Consider the following 17702-nt stretch of genomic DNA (forward strand, 5'->3'; position numbering starts at 1 on the left):
TCGACGAACGGTAGGGACATCCGTGGTCTGAGTTCAGGATGGCTACGCCCGCTCGCAAGGCTTGGTGACGTAGTCGTCGGCACCCATCTCCAGGCCCAGGACCTGGTCGTGGCTGTCGTCCCAGGCGGTGAGCATCAGGATCAGCGGATCGACCCGCGTCCGCTCACGTGCATGATCGCTACGGCTGGGCACACTGACCTATTAGCCGCTGCGTTCCGGTAACTGGCGATCAGTTCGGAGCGCGCGGTGTCGTCTTCGACCAGGAGGATGTTGGGCATGGGTGCTTCCAGAAAAGTGCTGTGGCGCTGGTGGGGCCGCTATCGCGAGCACGCTCGATACAGCCGATCATCCTGCGCTCCATAAGTGAGCGTCGCTGTAAACTGTAATATCTGACAGTTTACAGCGCACAGGAATCGCGCTCAGATGGCACGACCCATGGTCAGATAACTCTCTGCACTGTCGGTACAGCCTTGCGATATCCAAATGGAGATCATGACAATGAGCGCAGCACGAAAACTGTCAGTCGATACAGCACGAAAATCCATCCTCGCCAATGAGTTCGAAGCCTCCATCGATCAAAATCCCCCCGCATCGTTCAGAGCAACCTTTTCCCGCGTGAGCTACCCCACCCATGGTGATTACCTGACCATCACCGCGACGCTTCGCGACCCAACCAGCTTCCACATCAAGAGTATCAGGGTCGTTTTCCTGGAAGATCCTGTCGATAACACCCCACGAACGACCTCGGGTGTGAAGGTTTTTTATGCGGATACAGCGGAGGATCCGCCTGCGGAATATTCGACACTCGATACCGCAACGGCGCTGACGTTTGACCCGCAAACCCTTTCCATCAGCGGAACGATAGACGCCCACGTCGAGAATGGCTTGGAGGATGCAAAATTCCATGACCTGACGATGAGTTTCAGTTTGGTTGCGGACTCGGGGGTTCGCTAAAGTTGAGCCCAGCAAGCACCCCAAAAAAGCTCCGGATTTTTCAATCCGGAGCTTTTTTATTGAATGATCAAATGTTTATCGACAGCCCATCAGAAGTTGAAACTGAGGCCCGCGCTGACATTGTAATCCTGCTTGACTGTCTTGCTCTGGGCTGAGCCAGCCTCGGCGAAAACCTGAAGCCCGTGAGGCAGCGCCCAATTGATGCCCCCCGCCAATTCCAAACTGGTGGCAGAACTATCGTTGTTGAACGAACTGTCGTTGACCCCAACTTCGTTGCGCTTGATGAGTTCCTGGCCGATGGCGACATGCACCCGCGGCTGGAGCTTGTGGCCGTTACCCAGGTCGATCTCGCTGCCGATATAAGCGCCGCCCTTGACCACCAACGACCGGGTCAGTTCGCTATCGACCTCCAGGCCATTGTCCAGTCTGTAATGTTCACCAGACACCACTGCCGCGGCGACCTGAGCAAAAGGCCCCCAGAAAAAACCACCCCCCAATTGGTCTTGAAAGCCCACTTCCAGCGAGCCGCTCACACCGTAGGCGTCATAAGACCCCTTGGTTTTCACGCCATCGCTCATGCTCACGTCCAGGCGGTTGTCGAAGCGGTTGATCTTGGTCACCGCATCGACATAGAAACCCGTTTGAGGATCGAACTTCGTCAAATAGCCGCCGATGGAATAGCTGTCCACCGAGCCCGAACTGCCGTACTTGAGGTCCAACTGCGTGCGGCTGTAACCAACCATTCCGCCAACCAGCCAGTCGCTGTCACCCAGCGCTGCGTCGGCCCCGATGACCAGGCCCTGCTGCGTCTGGCTATAGCCGCCCGCGTAGGCATTCTGGACGCTGTACCGATTATTGTAGGCCCGGGTCCAGAGCCCAGGCTTGGCTCCCGTCAATCGGCGGTCGCCCATGCGCGAGTTCAACAGGGTGCTTTCGGCATAGATAATGGTGGGGGCCGTGTTGGCGATCGCCAGCACCGAACGGGCACTGGTGCTGGGCCCTTCGTCGGGGCGCAGATACCAGCCGGTACCTTCCTGAACCAACTTGTAGGTCAAGGCCCCGACGTCCACAGAACCGTTGTTCAGCGCCAGCTGTGCATTGCCCTCGGCCAGGTCCGCAATCTGGATCAAGCCATTGGCCCGGGCTCTTTCACCGGTGGCGCTCACCGACACGACGTGATCGCCCGACGCTGTTTCTGCGTTGAGGAAATCCGTTTCACCGGTATTGAAATCGGTGTGCATGTTGAAAAAACCGCTGCCGGAGAGCTCCCGGACGTTGAGGGTGTAGAACGTTGCCCCCGGCGCGAAATCCACCGTGCCGCCATTGAGCGACAGATTATTCACGCTATTGCTGCCGGTCAGGGTCCAGGTGGACTGCCCGTTGATGTCCAGGTCAGTGGTACCTTCGATGCCGCCGGTGAAGTGTGAATGATTGTCGAGCACCACGTTGGTGGTGTGCCCGGCATCGCCCTTGATGGTGCCGGTAAACGTACTCTGGTTATCGAGTTTGAGTTGGCCAACGTTTTGTACATCCCCGGTCAGCGAGGCCCGGTTGTTGAGTGAGGTGTTCACGTTGCTGCCGGCCTCGACCACCACGTTGCCCTGCAGCACGCTGTTATTGACGTTGAAATTGACGTTCGTGCCGTTTGTCACTTCCAGGATCGTGCCATTACCGCCGATCAGCGTCGAGCCGTCCGAGACCTCAATCTCCAGCGAGCCCAACGGGTTGGCCCCCACATTGGCGACGATAGCCGAACCGCTTTTACCCTCTACGCTGGAGTTGTTCAGGATCAGTTTGCTGATCTGCTCGTCGGTCCGATCCAGACCAAACGTCACGCCATTGAGGCCGCCAATGATTTGGGATTCGTTACTGAGGGTCGCTTGCCCTCCGGCGAGCTGTAAACCAAAGCTGGAACTGCCGGTGCCTTCAAGGGTGCTGTTATTCAAGTCCAGGGTGCTGTAGGAAGTAACGAACGCGCCCCCCAAATCGCCACGAACGGTGCTGCCCGACAATGTGGCGCTGGAACCGGTCGTCGTGGAAGTATTACGCACCGCCTGAAGCCCATAATCGAGTCCCGATATCGTGCTGCCGCTGATGTTGGCGTTACTGTTGACCAATGAGACGGTGACGAACCCGCTTGCCCCGGTCACTGTTGCGTCGGTCAGGTTCACGGTCGAGCCCGCGGTTGCGGCAATCTGCTGGGTCGTCCCGGTGTTGACGTTCAACGTGCCGCGCTGGGCAGTGATGCCCAGCGTGTCGGCGCCGTTGACGTTAAGCGTCGCACCGGGTGTTATGCGCCAACTTTCTACTATCGGCGAAGGCACGATGGTTTCCGTTTCGCCGGGGATCAGGTCCCGCCCCTCTGTGTAAGGGATGAAGAACGCAAGCGCCAGGGCTGATGGATATCGCCAATGACGGCCATGACCTTTCAGTAGAGAAAATTGTGCTGCGCGCATATGAAGTACCCCAGAAATGCAATTTGAAATTGGCCGGCTTGCTGATCGCCTTGATCAACATCGAGAAGACGCGCAAGACTACTGATGAAGCCAAAAATCAAATGTAGGAATATTCTGAAAACGACTCAGATAATTCTGATATGCAAGCAGGACAAATCCAGCCCCTTCACGGCCCCCCAACAGAACGCTGCCGTGAAGGGAAACATCAAGCCAGATTTCACCTCAAGCATCTTCGCAATATTCACCATTTGCATTCACTAGTCTGACCGTCGCGTCATACTCCGCCGAGGGATGATCCGTTGCATTGATCTTCACCGTGTACCAGACCTTCCAGTAGCCAATGTAGTCCCCAGGTTCCACCGGATCAGGAGGCGGTTCAGGAATATTGCGGATAACGGGATCATAAGGTGAAACGGTCATGGTGAACCCACTCTCCGGCTCACCGTCGACAATCGTGTGAGGCGTAGGAGAGCTGAAATCGGTATCCGGGGCTTCCTCGGTGTGAGCGGCATCCCTATATCCTTGCGCATGCAGGGTAACTTCCCGGCCCACTAGAAGGTGCTCAGTATTTCCAGGAATCGTGAACACCGCGTTAAATGTGTTCCGCTGCAGGTCCCCACAACGCACCAGGTTCGGATATCGCGTGGTTATATCTGGAGGGTCCATGTTAACAACAAGCGCGTTATTGGTAACCGTTTGGATAGGTGACGGATTTTCATTGGTTCCGCCAATATCCGACAGGAAATACTGAAGGCTTTTATCGCCCAGCCCGGCGCCATTAATGACCGTCCAAGGCAATTCAATCGTTACAGAGGTGTCACCCGCATTCAAAAACGCGACATCAGGAAGTCTTACGCCCTCGTACGCAGCAATAATTTGCTGTCCGTCTTTTACGGGTTTATCGGGATCGGTCCACAAAACGATAGTGATTATCTGATCGACGCCATAATCTTCAATCTCAATAACGTTGTCCACGTCCGTACTTGTAACATTGGGCTCGTTGAGTCCATCATTGGGCCCTGGATCAACCGGAGTCGGTCCAGGGACGTAGATATTTGAAAAAATATCCACGAATGATTCGCTCAGTGGCGTTGCCCCTTGCAGCAAAGTAGCCTTCACAGTAACCGGAACATCCTCTTGGGTATCGTCCCCATCCTTGTAATAGTCATCAGAAATAATGTCAAACGACACTGGAAAAACCAACTTGGTAGCCGTGCCGAAAGCCTTTGTATCGACAACAGTGTTATTCCAATTAATTTGAATTTCATCCGTATCTTCCACATTGTCAACCCTGTCCACCTCCACTGTAACGCCGCCGGGCACCGCGCAGTCTTTCAAATCGATAAGACGATCAGTGCCGGAGCTTGCCAAGGGAACACGGGGCGCCTCAAGTACTGGCGACGGCGAAAACATAATCTTCAGGCCTTTAGGAACCGACAACCTACTTTCATTCCCGACGGCATCTACGAGCCGATAATAAACATAAACCGCTCCCGCAGGAAGACCGCGCAAAGTCCCCGAATCGACCTCAAACTTACCCGTTAAAGGCAACGTATAGGGTGGAGGATTAATGGGCTCATCGGTATTAAGCTCCGTATAATTTCGGCTGATATAAAAATAACATTTATCACCTGATGCCAACCCCTGGGTACCAACGACCAATTCCCAGGTACCGTTGGGTAGACTGCTGAGGTAAGCGTTGTCGATGATATTGTCCGGGGGATAGGTCGGAGTGGCGGTGGTCAACGGTGGCTGGTTCTTGGGTCCGCCAGGGTTCGGTTGGTAGTGGGCTCGTCTATCGATTACAATCGTTTCCGGATCTGATTCCCACTCATTCCCCAGAGGAGGCATCGCTTCGTATTTAACCAACCAAACAGAAGGCGTTCCGGCGGGATTATAGTCAGTCAACTTTTCCGTCGGAATACCCGCCACAAATACCGAAGGGCGGTCAGCGATAGGACCAGCAGGAAAAGTGTCCACTTCTTCCCAAACTGGATCATCCGTTGGAACGGCCGGTTCTCGGGCGATATAAACCCAGACCTCATCAGTGTCATCTTCGTTTGGCCATCGCCGCAGTGTAACCGGTAATTTTGCACCTGGCCGAAGGTACTCGATATACACGCGCCTGTCGGCGTCGCTGACAATAACACCTGGAAACTCAGGAGGATTTCCCGCTAAAGGCTCTGCCGCTGCACGCTCGCGGCGTACCCGTTCCCGGTCGATATTGGCTATTTGCTGTTTTGCATTCATTTCACGCTCTCCACAATAATATCCAGACCGCACGTTCATCCGTGCTCACTGCGTCGCCGTACACAAACACCCTGATAGCAACTACCAGACCACCGGCCAATAGTTAATTACCAGCGTTGTTAAACCTCACAAAGGACCGCACGGTTCCGTCGCCCCGGAAACAAACCGATCGACCTTCACCGTGCCTAACCTTGATTCACCAATGAACACGCCGCCCCTACTTATCTTGTAAGTCACCCCTCCTGAACCATAAAATAGAGGTTTAACATGAGGTTCATAGGGAATGGGCGGCATCTCGAACCCCTCTGGATTTTCGGCATCCGCCTGGGTGAGTTGATACGTGAATACCCCTTCCGTGCCGTCGATATACCCTTCCGAGGCGTTCAAACTGGTGTAGGCACGCCAAGTCAGCACGCATGAATCATCTTTTTCGAAGCCTTGGTAGGGGATCTTGATATGTACCCCTTCCCAAATGGGAGGGACCGTATCGCAAAGCAGATAACCTGCCGCATTGGCATTCGGAAATCGGGGTAACTTCAATACAGGTAGTGGAATAACACTGTGATCGATAAACAGCTCTCTTTCACGCGATTCAAACGCATTTCCAGGCGGCGTTATGGGTTCAACCTCGTAATAGAGATAGGCCACTCCATCTCCGGCCCATAATGGGACGGGTAACGGAATCAGGAACTCCGTTTGCGTGATCGGTCCATCGTGAGGCTCATCGTAAACGGTGGTGGTCACACCGTCTCGGCGCCAATAGACACGCAACTGATCCGTTTCGCCGATCTGGTCGGCATAGATAGGCCAGCGCGGAATGCGAGTTTGCCCGCCGTTCAACAAAATCGAGGCCGGAACCTGTCCACTGGGGGGCACATCATCTACCAGCGGTGGGTCAGCAGGACGTGGAATGTTCGTGCCGTTATTACCGTCACCGGATGTCGACATAACCTCCCCCTACTGAATTGGATGTGGAGACCACCTATCGCGTTGATTCAGAGTTAATACTTGTCCGTCGACCTTGCCTACTGTCAGGATTGACAGGTCGGTTGACCGTTTATCGGTTTTCTGGATTGGAATGAAACAAAGAAAAGAGCTGAGGCCGAGTGTCATCAGCCTCTATCTGCAACAATGTGGACGCTGAACCGTTGTCAGGAATTTCGGCTACGCAGTACCTGTGCGGCAAACAAGGCGATCCGCTGGCACGCATCCGTCAGTTTCAGTTGATCAACCACCAACCCAATCCGAATATGCCCCGCCGCACTCGGCCCGAACGCCTCGCCGGCCAGCACCGACACGCCGTAGTCGTCCAGCAGCCGCTCGGCAAAAGCCTGGGCACCCAGGCCGGTCTGGCGCACGTCGACCATCACGAACATGCCGCCATCGGGCCGCACCGGCTTGAGGCCCGGGCAGTCATCGAGCATGGCGCAGACCAGGTCCCGGCGCTGGCGATACTCCTCGTGCATCTGCGCCACTTCCGGAAAATCCTGTTCCAAGGCCACCTGGGCTGCCCGCTGGACGAAGTCCGGCAGGCCGAACAGCATGCACAACGACAGGTTCGCCAGATGGTCAGTGAGGGATTCGGGGCCGACGACCCAGCCAATGCGCCAACCGGTCATGGCGTGGGATTTGGACAGACTGTTGATCGTCGCGGTGCGCTCGGCCATGCCCGGCAGGCTGGCCGGGCTGATGTGTTCGCCTTCATAGATCAGGTCGCTGTAGACCTCGTCACTGATCAGCCACAGGTCATGTTCGATGCACAACCGCGCCAATGCTTGCCAGGTGGACATAGGCAGGCTGGCGCCGGACGGGTTGTTCGGGCTGTTGAGCAGCATCGCCCGGGTACGCGGGGTCACAAGACGGGCAACGTCCGCCGGGTCGACCCGAAAACCGTTCTCCGAGCGGACCGCCACCGGCACCACTTTCGCCCCGCAGGCACCGAACACCGCTTCATAGGTGACATACATCGGCTCGGCGACGATGACTTCATCGCCGGGGTTGAGCAGGCATTGCGCGACCGCATACACCGCGCACTGCGCCCCTGGCAGCACAATGACCTGTTCGGCTCCCACCGGCTGGCCGCAGCGCAGGCGATGACGCCGGGCGATGCTGGCCCGCAAGGTGTGCAGGCCGCGGATGTCCGAGTAGTGGGTCTCCCCGGCCCGCAGGCTGGCGACGGCGGCGTCGACAATGGCACGCGGCGTGTCAAAGTCCGGATCGCCCACTGACAGCAACAGCACATCCTCGCCCTGCTCGCGCAGGGCCAGCGCCCGGTCGTGAATCTGCCAGGCGGCGGCGCCATCGCCGGTGATGCGTTGGGTCAAAGCTGAAAAGCGCATGTACGTCTCCTGATTGCGCGATGTCCAGCCTCAACCCTATCTCAAATCACAAACCGCGCCACCATCGCATTCAACCCCACCGCCAGGCGCGACAGTTCGTGGGTCGCGTCGCTGGTCTGTTTCGCGCCACTGGCCGACTGGGTGGCCAGGTCGCGGATGTTGACCAGGTTGCGGTCCACTTCACGGGAAACCTGGGCCTGTTCTTCCGAGGCGCTGGCGATGACCAGGTTGCGTTCGTTGATCTGGTTGATCGACTGAGTGATCTGCTCCAGCGCCACACCAGCGGCCCGGGCCATTTCCAGGGTGCTTTGGGTGCGCTGGTTGCTTTGCTGCATCGACTGTACGGCCTGGCCGGTGCCGTTCTGGATGCCGGCGACCATTTTTTCGATTTCCTGGGTCGATTGCGCGGTGCGATGGGCCAGGGCCCGGACTTCGTCGGCCACCACCGCGAAGCCTCTCCCCGCCTCCCCGGCGCGGGCAGCTTCGATGGCGGCGTTGAGGGCCAGCAGGTTGGTCTGCTCGGCGATGGCGCGGATCACGTCCAGCACCTTGCCGATGTCACGACCCTGCACCGCCAGGCCTTCGATCATCGAAGCGGTGGCTTGCACGTCGTGGGTCATGGTCTGGATCGCGTCGACGGTTTCCACCACCCGCGAGCGGCCTTCCTGGGCGGCTTGGGTCGATTGGTTCGAGGCTTCGGAGGTAGACACCGCGTTACGGGCAACCTCCTCGACAGCGGCGGTCATTTCGTTGACGGCGGTGGCGGCCTGCTCGATTTCGTTGTGCTGCTGTTGCAGGCCACGGGAGGATTCCTGGGTGACCGCGCTCAGCTCTTCGGCCGCGGCCCCCAGTTGGCTGGCGGAGCCGGCAATCTGCTCGATGGTCTGGCGCAGGCTGCCTTGCATGGCGGCCAGGGCCTGGAGCAAGCGGGCGGGCTCATCCTTGCCGTCGTCGGCGATGACTTGGACCAGGTTTCCGCCGGCGATGGTTCGGGCAGCCTCCAGTGCCCGATTGAGCGGCGTGACGATGCTACGGGTCAGCAGCCAGGCCAACAGGACAGTGGTCAGCGCGGCAATGATCGAAACGACGATCATGCCGGTGATCGCGCTGCTGTAGTTTTCGCCCGCCTTGATCGACGCCTCGTGACCACCCGCGATGTTGATCGCGATGAGCTTGTTGAGCTGTTCGCCCATCAGGTCGGTGCCTTCCTTGATGCGCGTATTGATGTGGGTGCGCAACGGGTCGACCTTGTCCTGTCGCGACAGCTCCAGCATCTCCTGCTGGGCTTGCAGGTACTTCTCAAGGGTGGCCGAAAAGGCCTTGTACAGCTCGGTCTCTTCTGGCGTGGCCGGCAGGGCGGCGTAATTGGCATTGGCCTTCTGCAGTTTCTCCACCAGCACGTTGATACGTGTCTCGGCCTCTTTCAGGCTGGCCGGATCCCGGTTGACCAGGATGCGAAACGAGAGGATGCGCATGCGCAGTACGTTTTCCATCACATTGCCCAAGTACCCGACACTCGGCAGTTGGATCTGCTCCATGTCCAGCGAGGCCTGGCGGATGATTGACATGCGACTGCCGGCAAACACGCCAAGAACGACGACGAGCAGGGCAATGACGGCGAAGCCGAGAAAGGCTCGGGGGGCGATATTCAGGCTACGTAGGGACATGGGAAGACCTCGCGACGTTGGAGTCGAGCATCCATGCCATCAGCGCACTGGTTGAAATAATTATGGATGCGCCTGACTCGTTATCGGCCGGGCTTTAGGCTTTTAACAGGGGGGGGACTGCAAAAATATTTCGCGAGGCTTTTGTGACGAGGGCGCCTGCTCCCTCGCCACTGGATCGTGTTACCGGGCGGCCACCCGCCACAGCCGGGCGATGTCCCGGGCGCGCTCGCTCAGCAGGCGCGGGGCATCGACGCAGGCTTGTTGCAAGGTCATCGGCCCGTTGGCCAGGGCAAAGGCGGCATCGATGCCATGGTCGTACAGTGCCTGGTAGCCCTCCCCCAGTGTGCCGGCGATGACCAGCACCGGTACGCCCTGCCGGCGGGCGATGCGGGCCACGCCGAAGGGGGTCTTGCCGCGCAGGGTCTGGGCGTCGAAACGGCCTTCGCCGGTGATCACCAGGTCGGCGCCACTGATCGCATCGGCCAGCCCGGTCAGTTGGGCGACGACTTCCACGCCGGTACGAAACTGCGCCCCCAGGAACGCCTTGGCCGCGAACCCCAGGCCACCGGCCGCGCCGCTGCCCGGTTCGTCGCGTACATCCCGCCCCAACACCTGGGCGCAACGGTCGGCGAAATGTCCCAGGGCCCGATCCAGTTCCTGCACCTGCTCGGCGCGGGCGCCCTTCTGCGGACCGAAGATCGCGGAAGCGCCATGGGGCCCGCACAGTGGGTTATCGACGTCGGCGGCGATCTCGAAACTGACCTGGGCCAGGCGCGGGTCGAGATCGCCCAGGTCGATGCGCGACAAGTTCGCCAGGGCCGAGCCACCGGGTCCCAGGGGTTGGCCGTGCTCATCGAGCAACGCCACGCCCAAGGCCTGCATCGCGCCGGCGCCGCCATCGTTGGTGGCACTGCCGCCGATTGCCAGGATCACCCGCCCGGCCCCTTCGTCCAGTGCGGCACGGATCAGCTCGCCGGTGCCGTAGGTGCTGCTGGAACAGGCATCGCGCTGCCCCGGCGGCACGAGTTGCAGGCCACTGGCCTCGGCCATCTCGATGATCGCGGTGCAGCTGTCGGCCAACCAGCCCCAACGCGCTTCGACGGGAGCGCCCAAGGGGCCGTGGACTCGGGTGCGGCGCCACTGACCGTCGCAGGCCGCCAGCACCGACTCCACCGTCCCCTCGCCGCCGTCGGCCATCGGGCACTTGATCAACTGTGCATCCGGCCAGACCTCGGCCAGCCCCTGGGCGATGGCATCGGCGACGCCCTGGGCGCTGAGGCTGTCCTTGAACGAGTCGGGGGCGATGATTATTTTCATATTATTCTCCGGTTCCGATGCACAGCATGCTGCCAGTTGACCGCAGCCATGACGCCGGTCCGCCGCACAAAAGACACCGGGCATTATTGTTCAATTTCACAAAGATCGGTTGGCCAAGGGGGATTGTGGTCGAAAGTAAGGGCCTCATCGCGAGCAAGCTCGCTCCCACCGTTACGCTGCTCACTCAAGAAAAACGCTGCACCCCGTGGCGAGGGAGCTTGCTCCCGCTGGGCTGCGAAGCGGCCCTTTCTGTGAGCGCTTCGCACTCAAGCGGGAGCAAGCTCCCTCGCCACAGGTTTGTCGACAACCTTAAGTGAGCGGCATTTCCCACAGTAGGGGGTCACGTGGGTTTATCGGCGGTCTGGGGTAGCAGCTGCACCCCCCAGGTACAACGCCAGCATCCCATCCAACCGCAACGGATCCACGCCGCTCAGTTCGGCGATGCGCTCCATGCGGTAGCGCAAGCTGTTGCGGTGGATACCCAAGGCTTCGGCACAGGCCTGGCTCTGGCCGTCGTGTTCGCACCAACTGCGCAGGGTGGCGAGCAACTGGCCGTTGCTGTCCTTGGCGATGACCTTGCGCAACGGGGTCAGCAACTCGTCGAGGGCATCGTCACTGCGATGGCGCCAGAGCAGCACCGGCAGGCGGTAGCGGCTGAGGCTCAGCAAGCGCGATTGCGGCAACACATCGCGCCCGTAGGCCAGCAAGTCCGCCACCCGTCGATAGCAACGCCGCAGGCCCGCCAACCCTTCCGCCTGGCCGCCCACTGCGATGCGCAGGATGTTCCAGCCCAGCCCATCGAGCTTGCCCAGTAGCCGCTCGTTCTCCACCGAGGCGGTGACCGGGCGACACCAGAGCAAGGAAGATTTGGACGAGGTCAGGCACCAACTGTCCGGGTAGCGCGACATCAACCACGCGCTCAACGTCTCGACGGTCTGGCCGGGCCCATGTTCCAGGCCCAGCTCGAACAGATATGGCACCCGCGACAATTGCGGCTTGAGGCCCATTTGCCGGGCTTCGTCCAACAATCGCGGGGAATCCCCGGCGTCCCCCAGCAGCAACGCCAGCAAGTCATCGCAGCGCTGGCGACGCCATTGCTGCTCGGCCTGCTGGTTACGCTGGCCCAGCAGCATTTCGGCGGTCATGCGCACCAGTTCGGCGTAGGTACGCAGTTGCTCAGGCTCGCCGGTGATGCCCAGGACGCCGATCAGCCGTTGATCGAGCATCAACGGCAGGTTGATTCCCGGCTGCACGCCCTTGAGGTGCATCGCGGTGTGCTCGTCGATTTCCACCACCCGACCGTTGGCCAGGACCAGTTGCGCACCCTCGTGCCGAGTATTGACCCGCTCGCGCTCCCCGCTGCCGAGGATCAGGCCCTGGTTGTCCATGACATTGACGTTATACGGTAGGATCGCCATCGCCCGGTCGACGATGTCCTGCGCCAGGTCGTGATCGAGTTCGAACATGGGCGGTGTTCCTTGCAAGCGGCGTGGATTGTTGTTTTAGGCGTGGGTTTGGTCAGGCGCACAGGGTTTGAATGCAGACCCTGTGCTCAGGCACAAAGACACGGGGCCTTGGGCTGGCCGAGACTCAAGGGGCGGTCAACGTTACCCCTTGGCTCGCGAAAATCATAATAAAGAGAGACCCGCCATGTCCCAGAGCGCAATAGCCCTCCTGGCTACCCCCGACGAAAAAAATACCGTCTACAAGCGCATCACCCTGCGCTTGATCCCCTTCATTTTCATCTGCTATCTGTTCAACTACCTCGACCGGGTCAACGTTGGCTTCGCCAAGTTGCAGATGCTCGATGCCCTGAAATTCAGCGAAACCGTGTACGGCCTCGGTGCCGGGATTTTTTTCATCGGCTACGTACTGTGCGGCGTGCCGAGCAACCTGGCCCTGACCCGATTCGGCCCACGGCGCTGGATCGCGCTGATGATGATCACCTGGGGCACCCTGTCGACTTGCCTGCTGTTTGTCACCACCCCCACCGAGTTCTATACCTTGCGCTTGTTCACCGGCGCCGCTGAAGCCGGATTCTTTCCAGGTGTGGTGCTTTATCTCTCGCAGTGGTTCCCGACGTTCCGACGTGGCCGGATCATGGCCTTGTTCATGTCGGCCATTCCGGTGTCCGGCCTGCTGGGCAGCCCGTTTTCCGGATGGATCCTCAACCACTTCGCAGCGGGCCAGGGCGGCCTGGCGGGTTGGCAGTGGATGTTCCTGCTGCAAGGCATTCCGACGGTGATCCTCGGCGCGCTGGCGTTCTTCCTGCTCAGCGACACCTTCGCCAACGCCAAATGGCTGACCGACCAGGAACGCGCCGTGCTCACCGCCGACCACGCCGAAGACCTGGCCAACAAGCCAAAGACTGCCACCGACTCGCTGTTGGCGGTGTTCAAGAACCCGTCGATCTGGGCCTTCGGCCTGGTGTACTTCTGCATCCAGAGCGGCGTGTACGCGATCAACTTCTGGCTGCCGTCGATCATCAAGAACCTGGGCTTCAGCGATAACCTGGTGATCGGCTGGCTGAGTGCGATCCCTTATCTGCTGGCGGCGGTGTTCATGTTGCTGGTGGGTCGCTCGGCGGACTTGCACAAGGAACGCCGCTGGCACCTGGTTGTGCCAATGCTGATGGGTGCCGCCGGGCTGCTGATCGCCGTCAACTTCGCGACCACCCCGGCCATCGCCATCATCGGCCTGTCCATCGCCACCATGGGAGCCCTCACTGGCTTGCCGATGTTCTGGCCGGTGCCCACCGCCCTGCTCAGCGCCGGTGCCGCCGCCGGTGGGCTGGCCTTGATCAACTCCATGGGTCAGATGGCCGGGTTCCTGAGCCCGTACCTGGTGGGCTGGGTCAAGGACGCCACCGGCTCGACCGACGCGGCGTTGTACCTGCTGGCCGGGGTGATTGTCTGCGGCAGCCTGTTGGCGTTGCGCATGACCCGTACCCTGCGGGCCTGACACCCCTGTGCCCCCTGTGGGAGCGAGCCTGCTCGCGATGGCGGTGTATCAGTCGATATAAATGTTGGCTGACCTGACGCTATCGCGAGCAGGCTCGCTCCCACAGTGGATTTTGGTGGGGTTGAGAAAACGGTTGGATCCACGCGACGGTTCTGGTATTTGATTGAGCCTTTCCCCATGGATAAAAGGATCTTGTCATGAGCTACCGCACGCTAGGCCATTCCGGGTTGCAAGTCTCGACGTTGACCCTGGGCACCATGATGTTCGGCGAACAGACCAGCACCGAGGATTCGCTGCGGATCATCGACAAGGCCTGGGACCAGGGCATCAATTTCATCGACACCGCGGACGTCTACACCAACGGCCGCTCCGAAGAGATCGTCGGCGAAGCGATCGCCAGTCGCCGCCAGGAATGGGTGCTGGCCACCAAGGTCGGCTTCGGTCCGGCGGACGGCGTGCCCAACCGCAGTGGCCTGAGTCGCAAGCACATTTTCAATGGCATCGAGGCCAGCCTGACGCGCCTGGGCACCGATTACCTGGACATCTATTACCTGCATCGCGAAGACCACAACACGCCGCTGCATGTCACGGTGTCGGCCATCGGCGACTTGATTCACCAGGGCAAGATCCGCTACTGGGGCCTGTCGAACTACCGTGGCTGGCGCATCGCCGAGGTGATCCGGATCGCCGACAGCCTGGGCATCGACCGGCCGGTGATCAGCCAACCGCTGTACAACATCGTCAACCGCCAGGCGGAAACCGAACAGATCACTGCCGCGCAGAACTACGGCCTCGGCGTGGTGCCGTTCAGCCCCCTCGCCCGCGGCGTGCTCAGCGGCAAGTACGCCCCGGACGTGGCACCGGACGCCAACAGCCGCGCCGGACGCCAGGACAAACGCATCCTGGAAACCGAATGGCGGATCGAGTCCCTGCGCATCGCCCAGCAGATCCTGCAATACACCCAGGGCCGGGGCGTGGGAATCGTCGAGTTCGCCATTGCCTGGGTGCTGAACAACAGCGCCGTGACCTCGGCCATCGTCGGGCCGCGTACTGAGGAGCAGTGGGATTCGTACACCAAGGCGCAGTCGGTGAAGATCAGCGCGGAAGACGAAGCCTTCATCGATTCGCTGGTGACACCGGGGCATGCTTCGACACCGGGGTTCAATGATGTGAGTCATTTCGTGCCGGGGCGCGTGCCTGTGGGAGCAGGGCTTGCCCGCGATGAACGATAACGCGGTTCACCTGTTGAACCGCGGCGTGGCTATCGCGGGCAAGCCTTGCTCCCACAGGTTTTGCTACCGCAGGCCTTGCTCCCACATGACTCGCTCCCACAATCAACACCCTGCCACAGGTAGGGTGTTGGTTGATCGCCCCCAAGAGAATCACTGTGTCCAAAGGCATCGCTCTATCGGTCTCGGCCTCCGCGCTGTTCGCCGTCATGTACTACTACACCTCGCTGCTCTCACCCCTTACCGGCGTGGAAATCTTCGGCTGGCGCATGCTGCTGACAATGCCGTGCATGACCGCCTTCCTGCTGGTAACGCGGGACTGGAACCTGGTCATGGCGCTGATTCAACGCCTGGTCGCCACGCCACGACTGTTGATCGCAGCGATAGCCTCTTCGGCCCTGATGGGTGCGCAACTGTGGCTGTTCATGTGGGCGCCACTCAATGGCTACAGCCTGGACGTGTCGCTGGGGTATTTCCTGTTGCCGCTGTCGATGGTTCTGACCGGGCGCATCGTCTATGGCGAACGCCTGTCCTACTTGCAGAAAGTCGCCGTATTCTTCGCCACCCTTGGCGTGTTCAACGAGTTGTACCAGGTGGGTGGGTTTTCCTGGGCGACCTTGCTGGTGGTGATCGGCTACCCGATCTATTTCATCCTGCGCAAACGCATCAAGACCGACAACCTGGGCGGGCTCTGGCTAGACATGACCCTGATGCTGCCCGTGGCACTGTGGTTCGTGCAAAGCGGCGAACAGGGTCTCGGCGTTTTCGATCAGTCCCCATGGCTGTCCCTGCTGATCCCGTTGCTCGGAGTGATCAGCGCCAGCGCGCTGGTGTCCTACATCGTCGCCAGCCGGCTGCTGCCGTTCAGCCTGTTCGGGTTGTTGAGTTATGTCGAACCGGTGTTGCTGCTGGGCGTTGCGCTGTTATTGGGCGAAAGCATCAAGGCCGGTGAATGGCTGACCTACATCCCCATCTGGATGGCGGTGGCAGTGCTGGTGTTCGAAGGGTTCAAGCACCTGGTGCGGCAGCAGCGCCGGAATTAAGGTCACCACTTAACCCTGTGGGAGCGAGCCTGCTCGCGATGGCGGTGGCACATGCCCCACTGATGTACCAACCAGATCGCAATCGCGAGCAGGCTCGCTCCCACATTTTGATCTGCGTCTGGCAACAAAAAGCCCGCCTGGCAATGACCTCAGGCGGGCTTTTTGGTCTCAGGCTTTACTCGGTAGCAAGCACGCCACGACGCACCTGGTCACGCTCGATGGACTCGAACAACGCCTTGAAGTTGCCTTCGCCGAAACCATCATCACCCTTGCGCTGGATGAATTCGAAGAACACCGGCCCCATCAGGGTTTCCGAGAAGATCTGCAGCAGCAGGCGCTTGTCGCCTTGCTCGGAAGCACCATCCAGCAGAATGCCCCTCGATTGCAGTTCCGCCACGGGCTCACCGTGGTTCGGCAGGCGGCCTTCGAGCATTTCGTAGTAGGTGTCCGGCGGCGCGGTCATGAAGCGCATGCCGATGCTTTTCAGCTTGTCCCAGGTATTGATCAGGTCATCGGTGAGGAAAGCCACGTGCTGGATGCCTTCGCCGTTGAACTGCATCAGGAACTCTTCGATCTGCCCGGCGCCCTTGGACGATTCTTCGTTCAACGGAATGCGGATCATGCCGTCCGGGGCGGTCATGGCCTTGGAGGTCAGGCCGGTGTATTCGCCCTTGATGTCGAAGTAGCGGATCTCGCGGAAGTTGAACAGTTTCTCGTAGAAACCGGCCCAATAGGCCATGCGCCCACGATAGACGTTGTGGGTCAGGTGGTCGATGATTTTCAGGCCCGCGCCCACCGGGTTGCGGTCAACGCCCTCGAGGAAGACGAAGTCGATGTCATAGATGGAGCTGCCTTCGCCAAAACGGTCGATCAGGTACAGGGGCGCGCCGCCAATGCCCTTGATCGCCGGCAGGTTCAGCTCCATCGGGCCGGTCTCGATGTGGATCGGCTGGGCGCCGAGTTCCAGGGCGCGCTTGTAAGCCTGTTGCGAATCCTTGACCCGGAACGCCATGCCGCACACCGACGGACCGTGCTCGGCCGCGAAGTACGAGGCCACGCTGTGGGGCTCGTTGTTGAGGATCAGGTTGATCGCGCCCTGGCGATACAGGTGCACGTCCTTGGAGCGGTGCGTGGCCACTTTGGTGAAGCCCATGATCTCGAAGATCGGCTCCAGGGTGTTGGGTGTGGGCGATGCGAATTCAATGAATTCGAAGCCCATCAGGCCCATGGGGTTTTCGTATAGATCTGCCATGTCGGCGCCTCATCATTCTGGTCAATTAACAAAAAAAGTTAGTTGCAAGCGATGCAGGGGACACGGGGCGGCGCGCAGGAAATGCCACGAACGCTGCGGGCGAGGAAATCGCCATAGATCAGTTGAAACCCAAGTATCTTCATTGTCGACCCAAGGCTCTTGCGGGCGAGGCTTCTGCTGCCAGAAGACGTTATTCTTATATGCGTAAATCGATTCTACACAGCGTAACCAGGT

At 59.7% G+C, this 17702-nt stretch carries 12 protein-coding genes and 3 pseudogenes; 5 read left to right on the forward strand and 10 right to left on the reverse strand.

Translation table 11 applies throughout. The features are described 5' to 3' along the window. Positions 1-51: 51 nt before the first annotated feature. Positions 52-278: pseudogene (locus GN234_RS30180) on the reverse strand (response regulator); the annotation flags it as partial. A 220-nt stretch (positions 279-498) separates the two neighbouring features. Here GN234_RS30180 and GN234_RS06360 point away from each other — a divergent pair. Beyond that, positions 499-954 (forward strand): hypothetical protein, encoded by a 456-nt coding sequence (locus GN234_RS06360; protein WP_163854120.1) that lies wholly within the window; start codon positions 499-501, stop codon positions 952-954. 89 nt (positions 955-1043) lie between these two features. Here GN234_RS06360 and GN234_RS06365 read toward each other — a convergent pair whose 3' ends face one another. After that, complete coding sequence (locus GN234_RS06365) at positions 1044-3278, reverse strand: autotransporter outer membrane beta-barrel domain-containing protein (RefSeq protein WP_176688102.1); 2235 nt, start codon at positions 3276-3278, stop codon at positions 1044-1046. Between the two features lie 74 nt (positions 3279-3352). Here GN234_RS06365 and GN234_RS06370 point away from each other — a divergent pair, with 74 nt between their 5' ends. Next, positions 3353-3517, forward strand: coding sequence for a hypothetical protein (locus GN234_RS06370; RefSeq protein WP_163854124.1), 165 nt, complete (start codon positions 3353-3355; stop codon positions 3515-3517). A gap of 115 nt (positions 3518-3632) precedes the next feature. On the opposite strand, the gene GN234_RS06375 is transcribed toward GN234_RS06370, so the two are convergent. The 7 genes and pseudogenes from GN234_RS06375 to GN234_RS06400 form a co-directional block, all read right to left on the reverse strand. Then, complete coding sequence (locus tag GN234_RS06375) at positions 3633-5660, reverse strand: hypothetical protein (protein WP_176688103.1); 2028 nt, start codon at positions 5658-5660, stop codon at positions 3633-3635. Between the two features lie 126 nt (positions 5661-5786). After that, a complete protein-coding gene (locus GN234_RS06380; protein ID WP_163854130.1) occupies positions 5787-6608 on the reverse strand; it encodes a hypothetical protein in 822 nt (273 codons plus the stop codon). A 203-nt stretch (positions 6609-6811) separates the two neighbouring features. Beyond that, positions 6812-7999, reverse strand: coding sequence for a pyridoxal phosphate-dependent aminotransferase (locus GN234_RS06385; protein ID WP_176688104.1), 1188 nt, complete (start codon positions 7997-7999; stop codon positions 6812-6814). 41 nt (positions 8000-8040) lie between these two features. Then, positions 8041-8904: a methyl-accepting chemotaxis protein gene (locus GN234_RS30295; RefSeq protein ID WP_371925618.1), complete on the reverse strand. Its 864-nt coding sequence runs from the start codon at positions 8902-8904 to the stop codon at positions 8041-8043. 39 nt (positions 8905-8943) lie between these two features. After that, positions 8944-9666, reverse strand: a pseudogene (locus GN234_RS30300) (MCP four helix bundle domain-containing protein); the annotation flags it as partial. Positions 9667-9846: 180 nt separating this feature from the next. Continuing rightward, a complete protein-coding gene (locus GN234_RS06395; protein WP_116832102.1) occupies positions 9847-10983 on the reverse strand; it encodes a glycerate kinase in 1137 nt (378 codons plus the stop codon). Between the two features lie 340 nt (positions 10984-11323). Next, a pseudogene (locus tag GN234_RS06400) lies at positions 11324-12449 on the reverse strand (sugar diacid recognition domain-containing protein). 184 nt (positions 12450-12633) lie between these two features. Between GN234_RS06400 and GN234_RS06405 the strand changes: the two are divergent. The 3 genes from GN234_RS06405 (at position 12634) to rarD (ending at position 16216) form a co-directional block, all read left to right on the forward strand. Beyond that, positions 12634-13944: an MFS transporter gene (locus tag GN234_RS06405; RefSeq protein ID WP_176688105.1), complete on the forward strand. Its 1311-nt coding sequence runs from the start codon at positions 12634-12636 to the stop codon at positions 13942-13944. Between the two features lie 197 nt (positions 13945-14141). Then, on the forward strand, positions 14142-15176 hold the full coding sequence (locus GN234_RS06410; RefSeq protein WP_176688106.1) for an aldo/keto reductase: 1035 nt from the start codon (positions 14142-14144) through the stop codon (positions 15174-15176). Positions 15177-15331: 155 nt separating this feature from the next. Beyond that, positions 15332-16216 (forward strand): EamA family transporter RarD, encoded by an 885-nt coding sequence (gene rarD, locus GN234_RS06415; protein ID WP_176688107.1) that lies wholly within the window; start codon positions 15332-15334, stop codon positions 16214-16216. Between the two features lie 175 nt (positions 16217-16391). On the opposite strand, the gene hppD is transcribed toward rarD, so the two are convergent. After that, complete coding sequence (gene hppD, locus GN234_RS06420) at positions 16392-17468, reverse strand: 4-hydroxyphenylpyruvate dioxygenase (RefSeq protein WP_176688108.1); 1077 nt, start codon at positions 17466-17468, stop codon at positions 16392-16394. Positions 17469-17702: the final 234 nt, after the last annotated feature.

Source organism: Pseudomonas bijieensis, assembly GCF_013347965.1.
GTDB lineage: Bacteria > Pseudomonadota > Gammaproteobacteria > Pseudomonadales > Pseudomonadaceae > Aquipseudomonas > Aquipseudomonas bijieensis.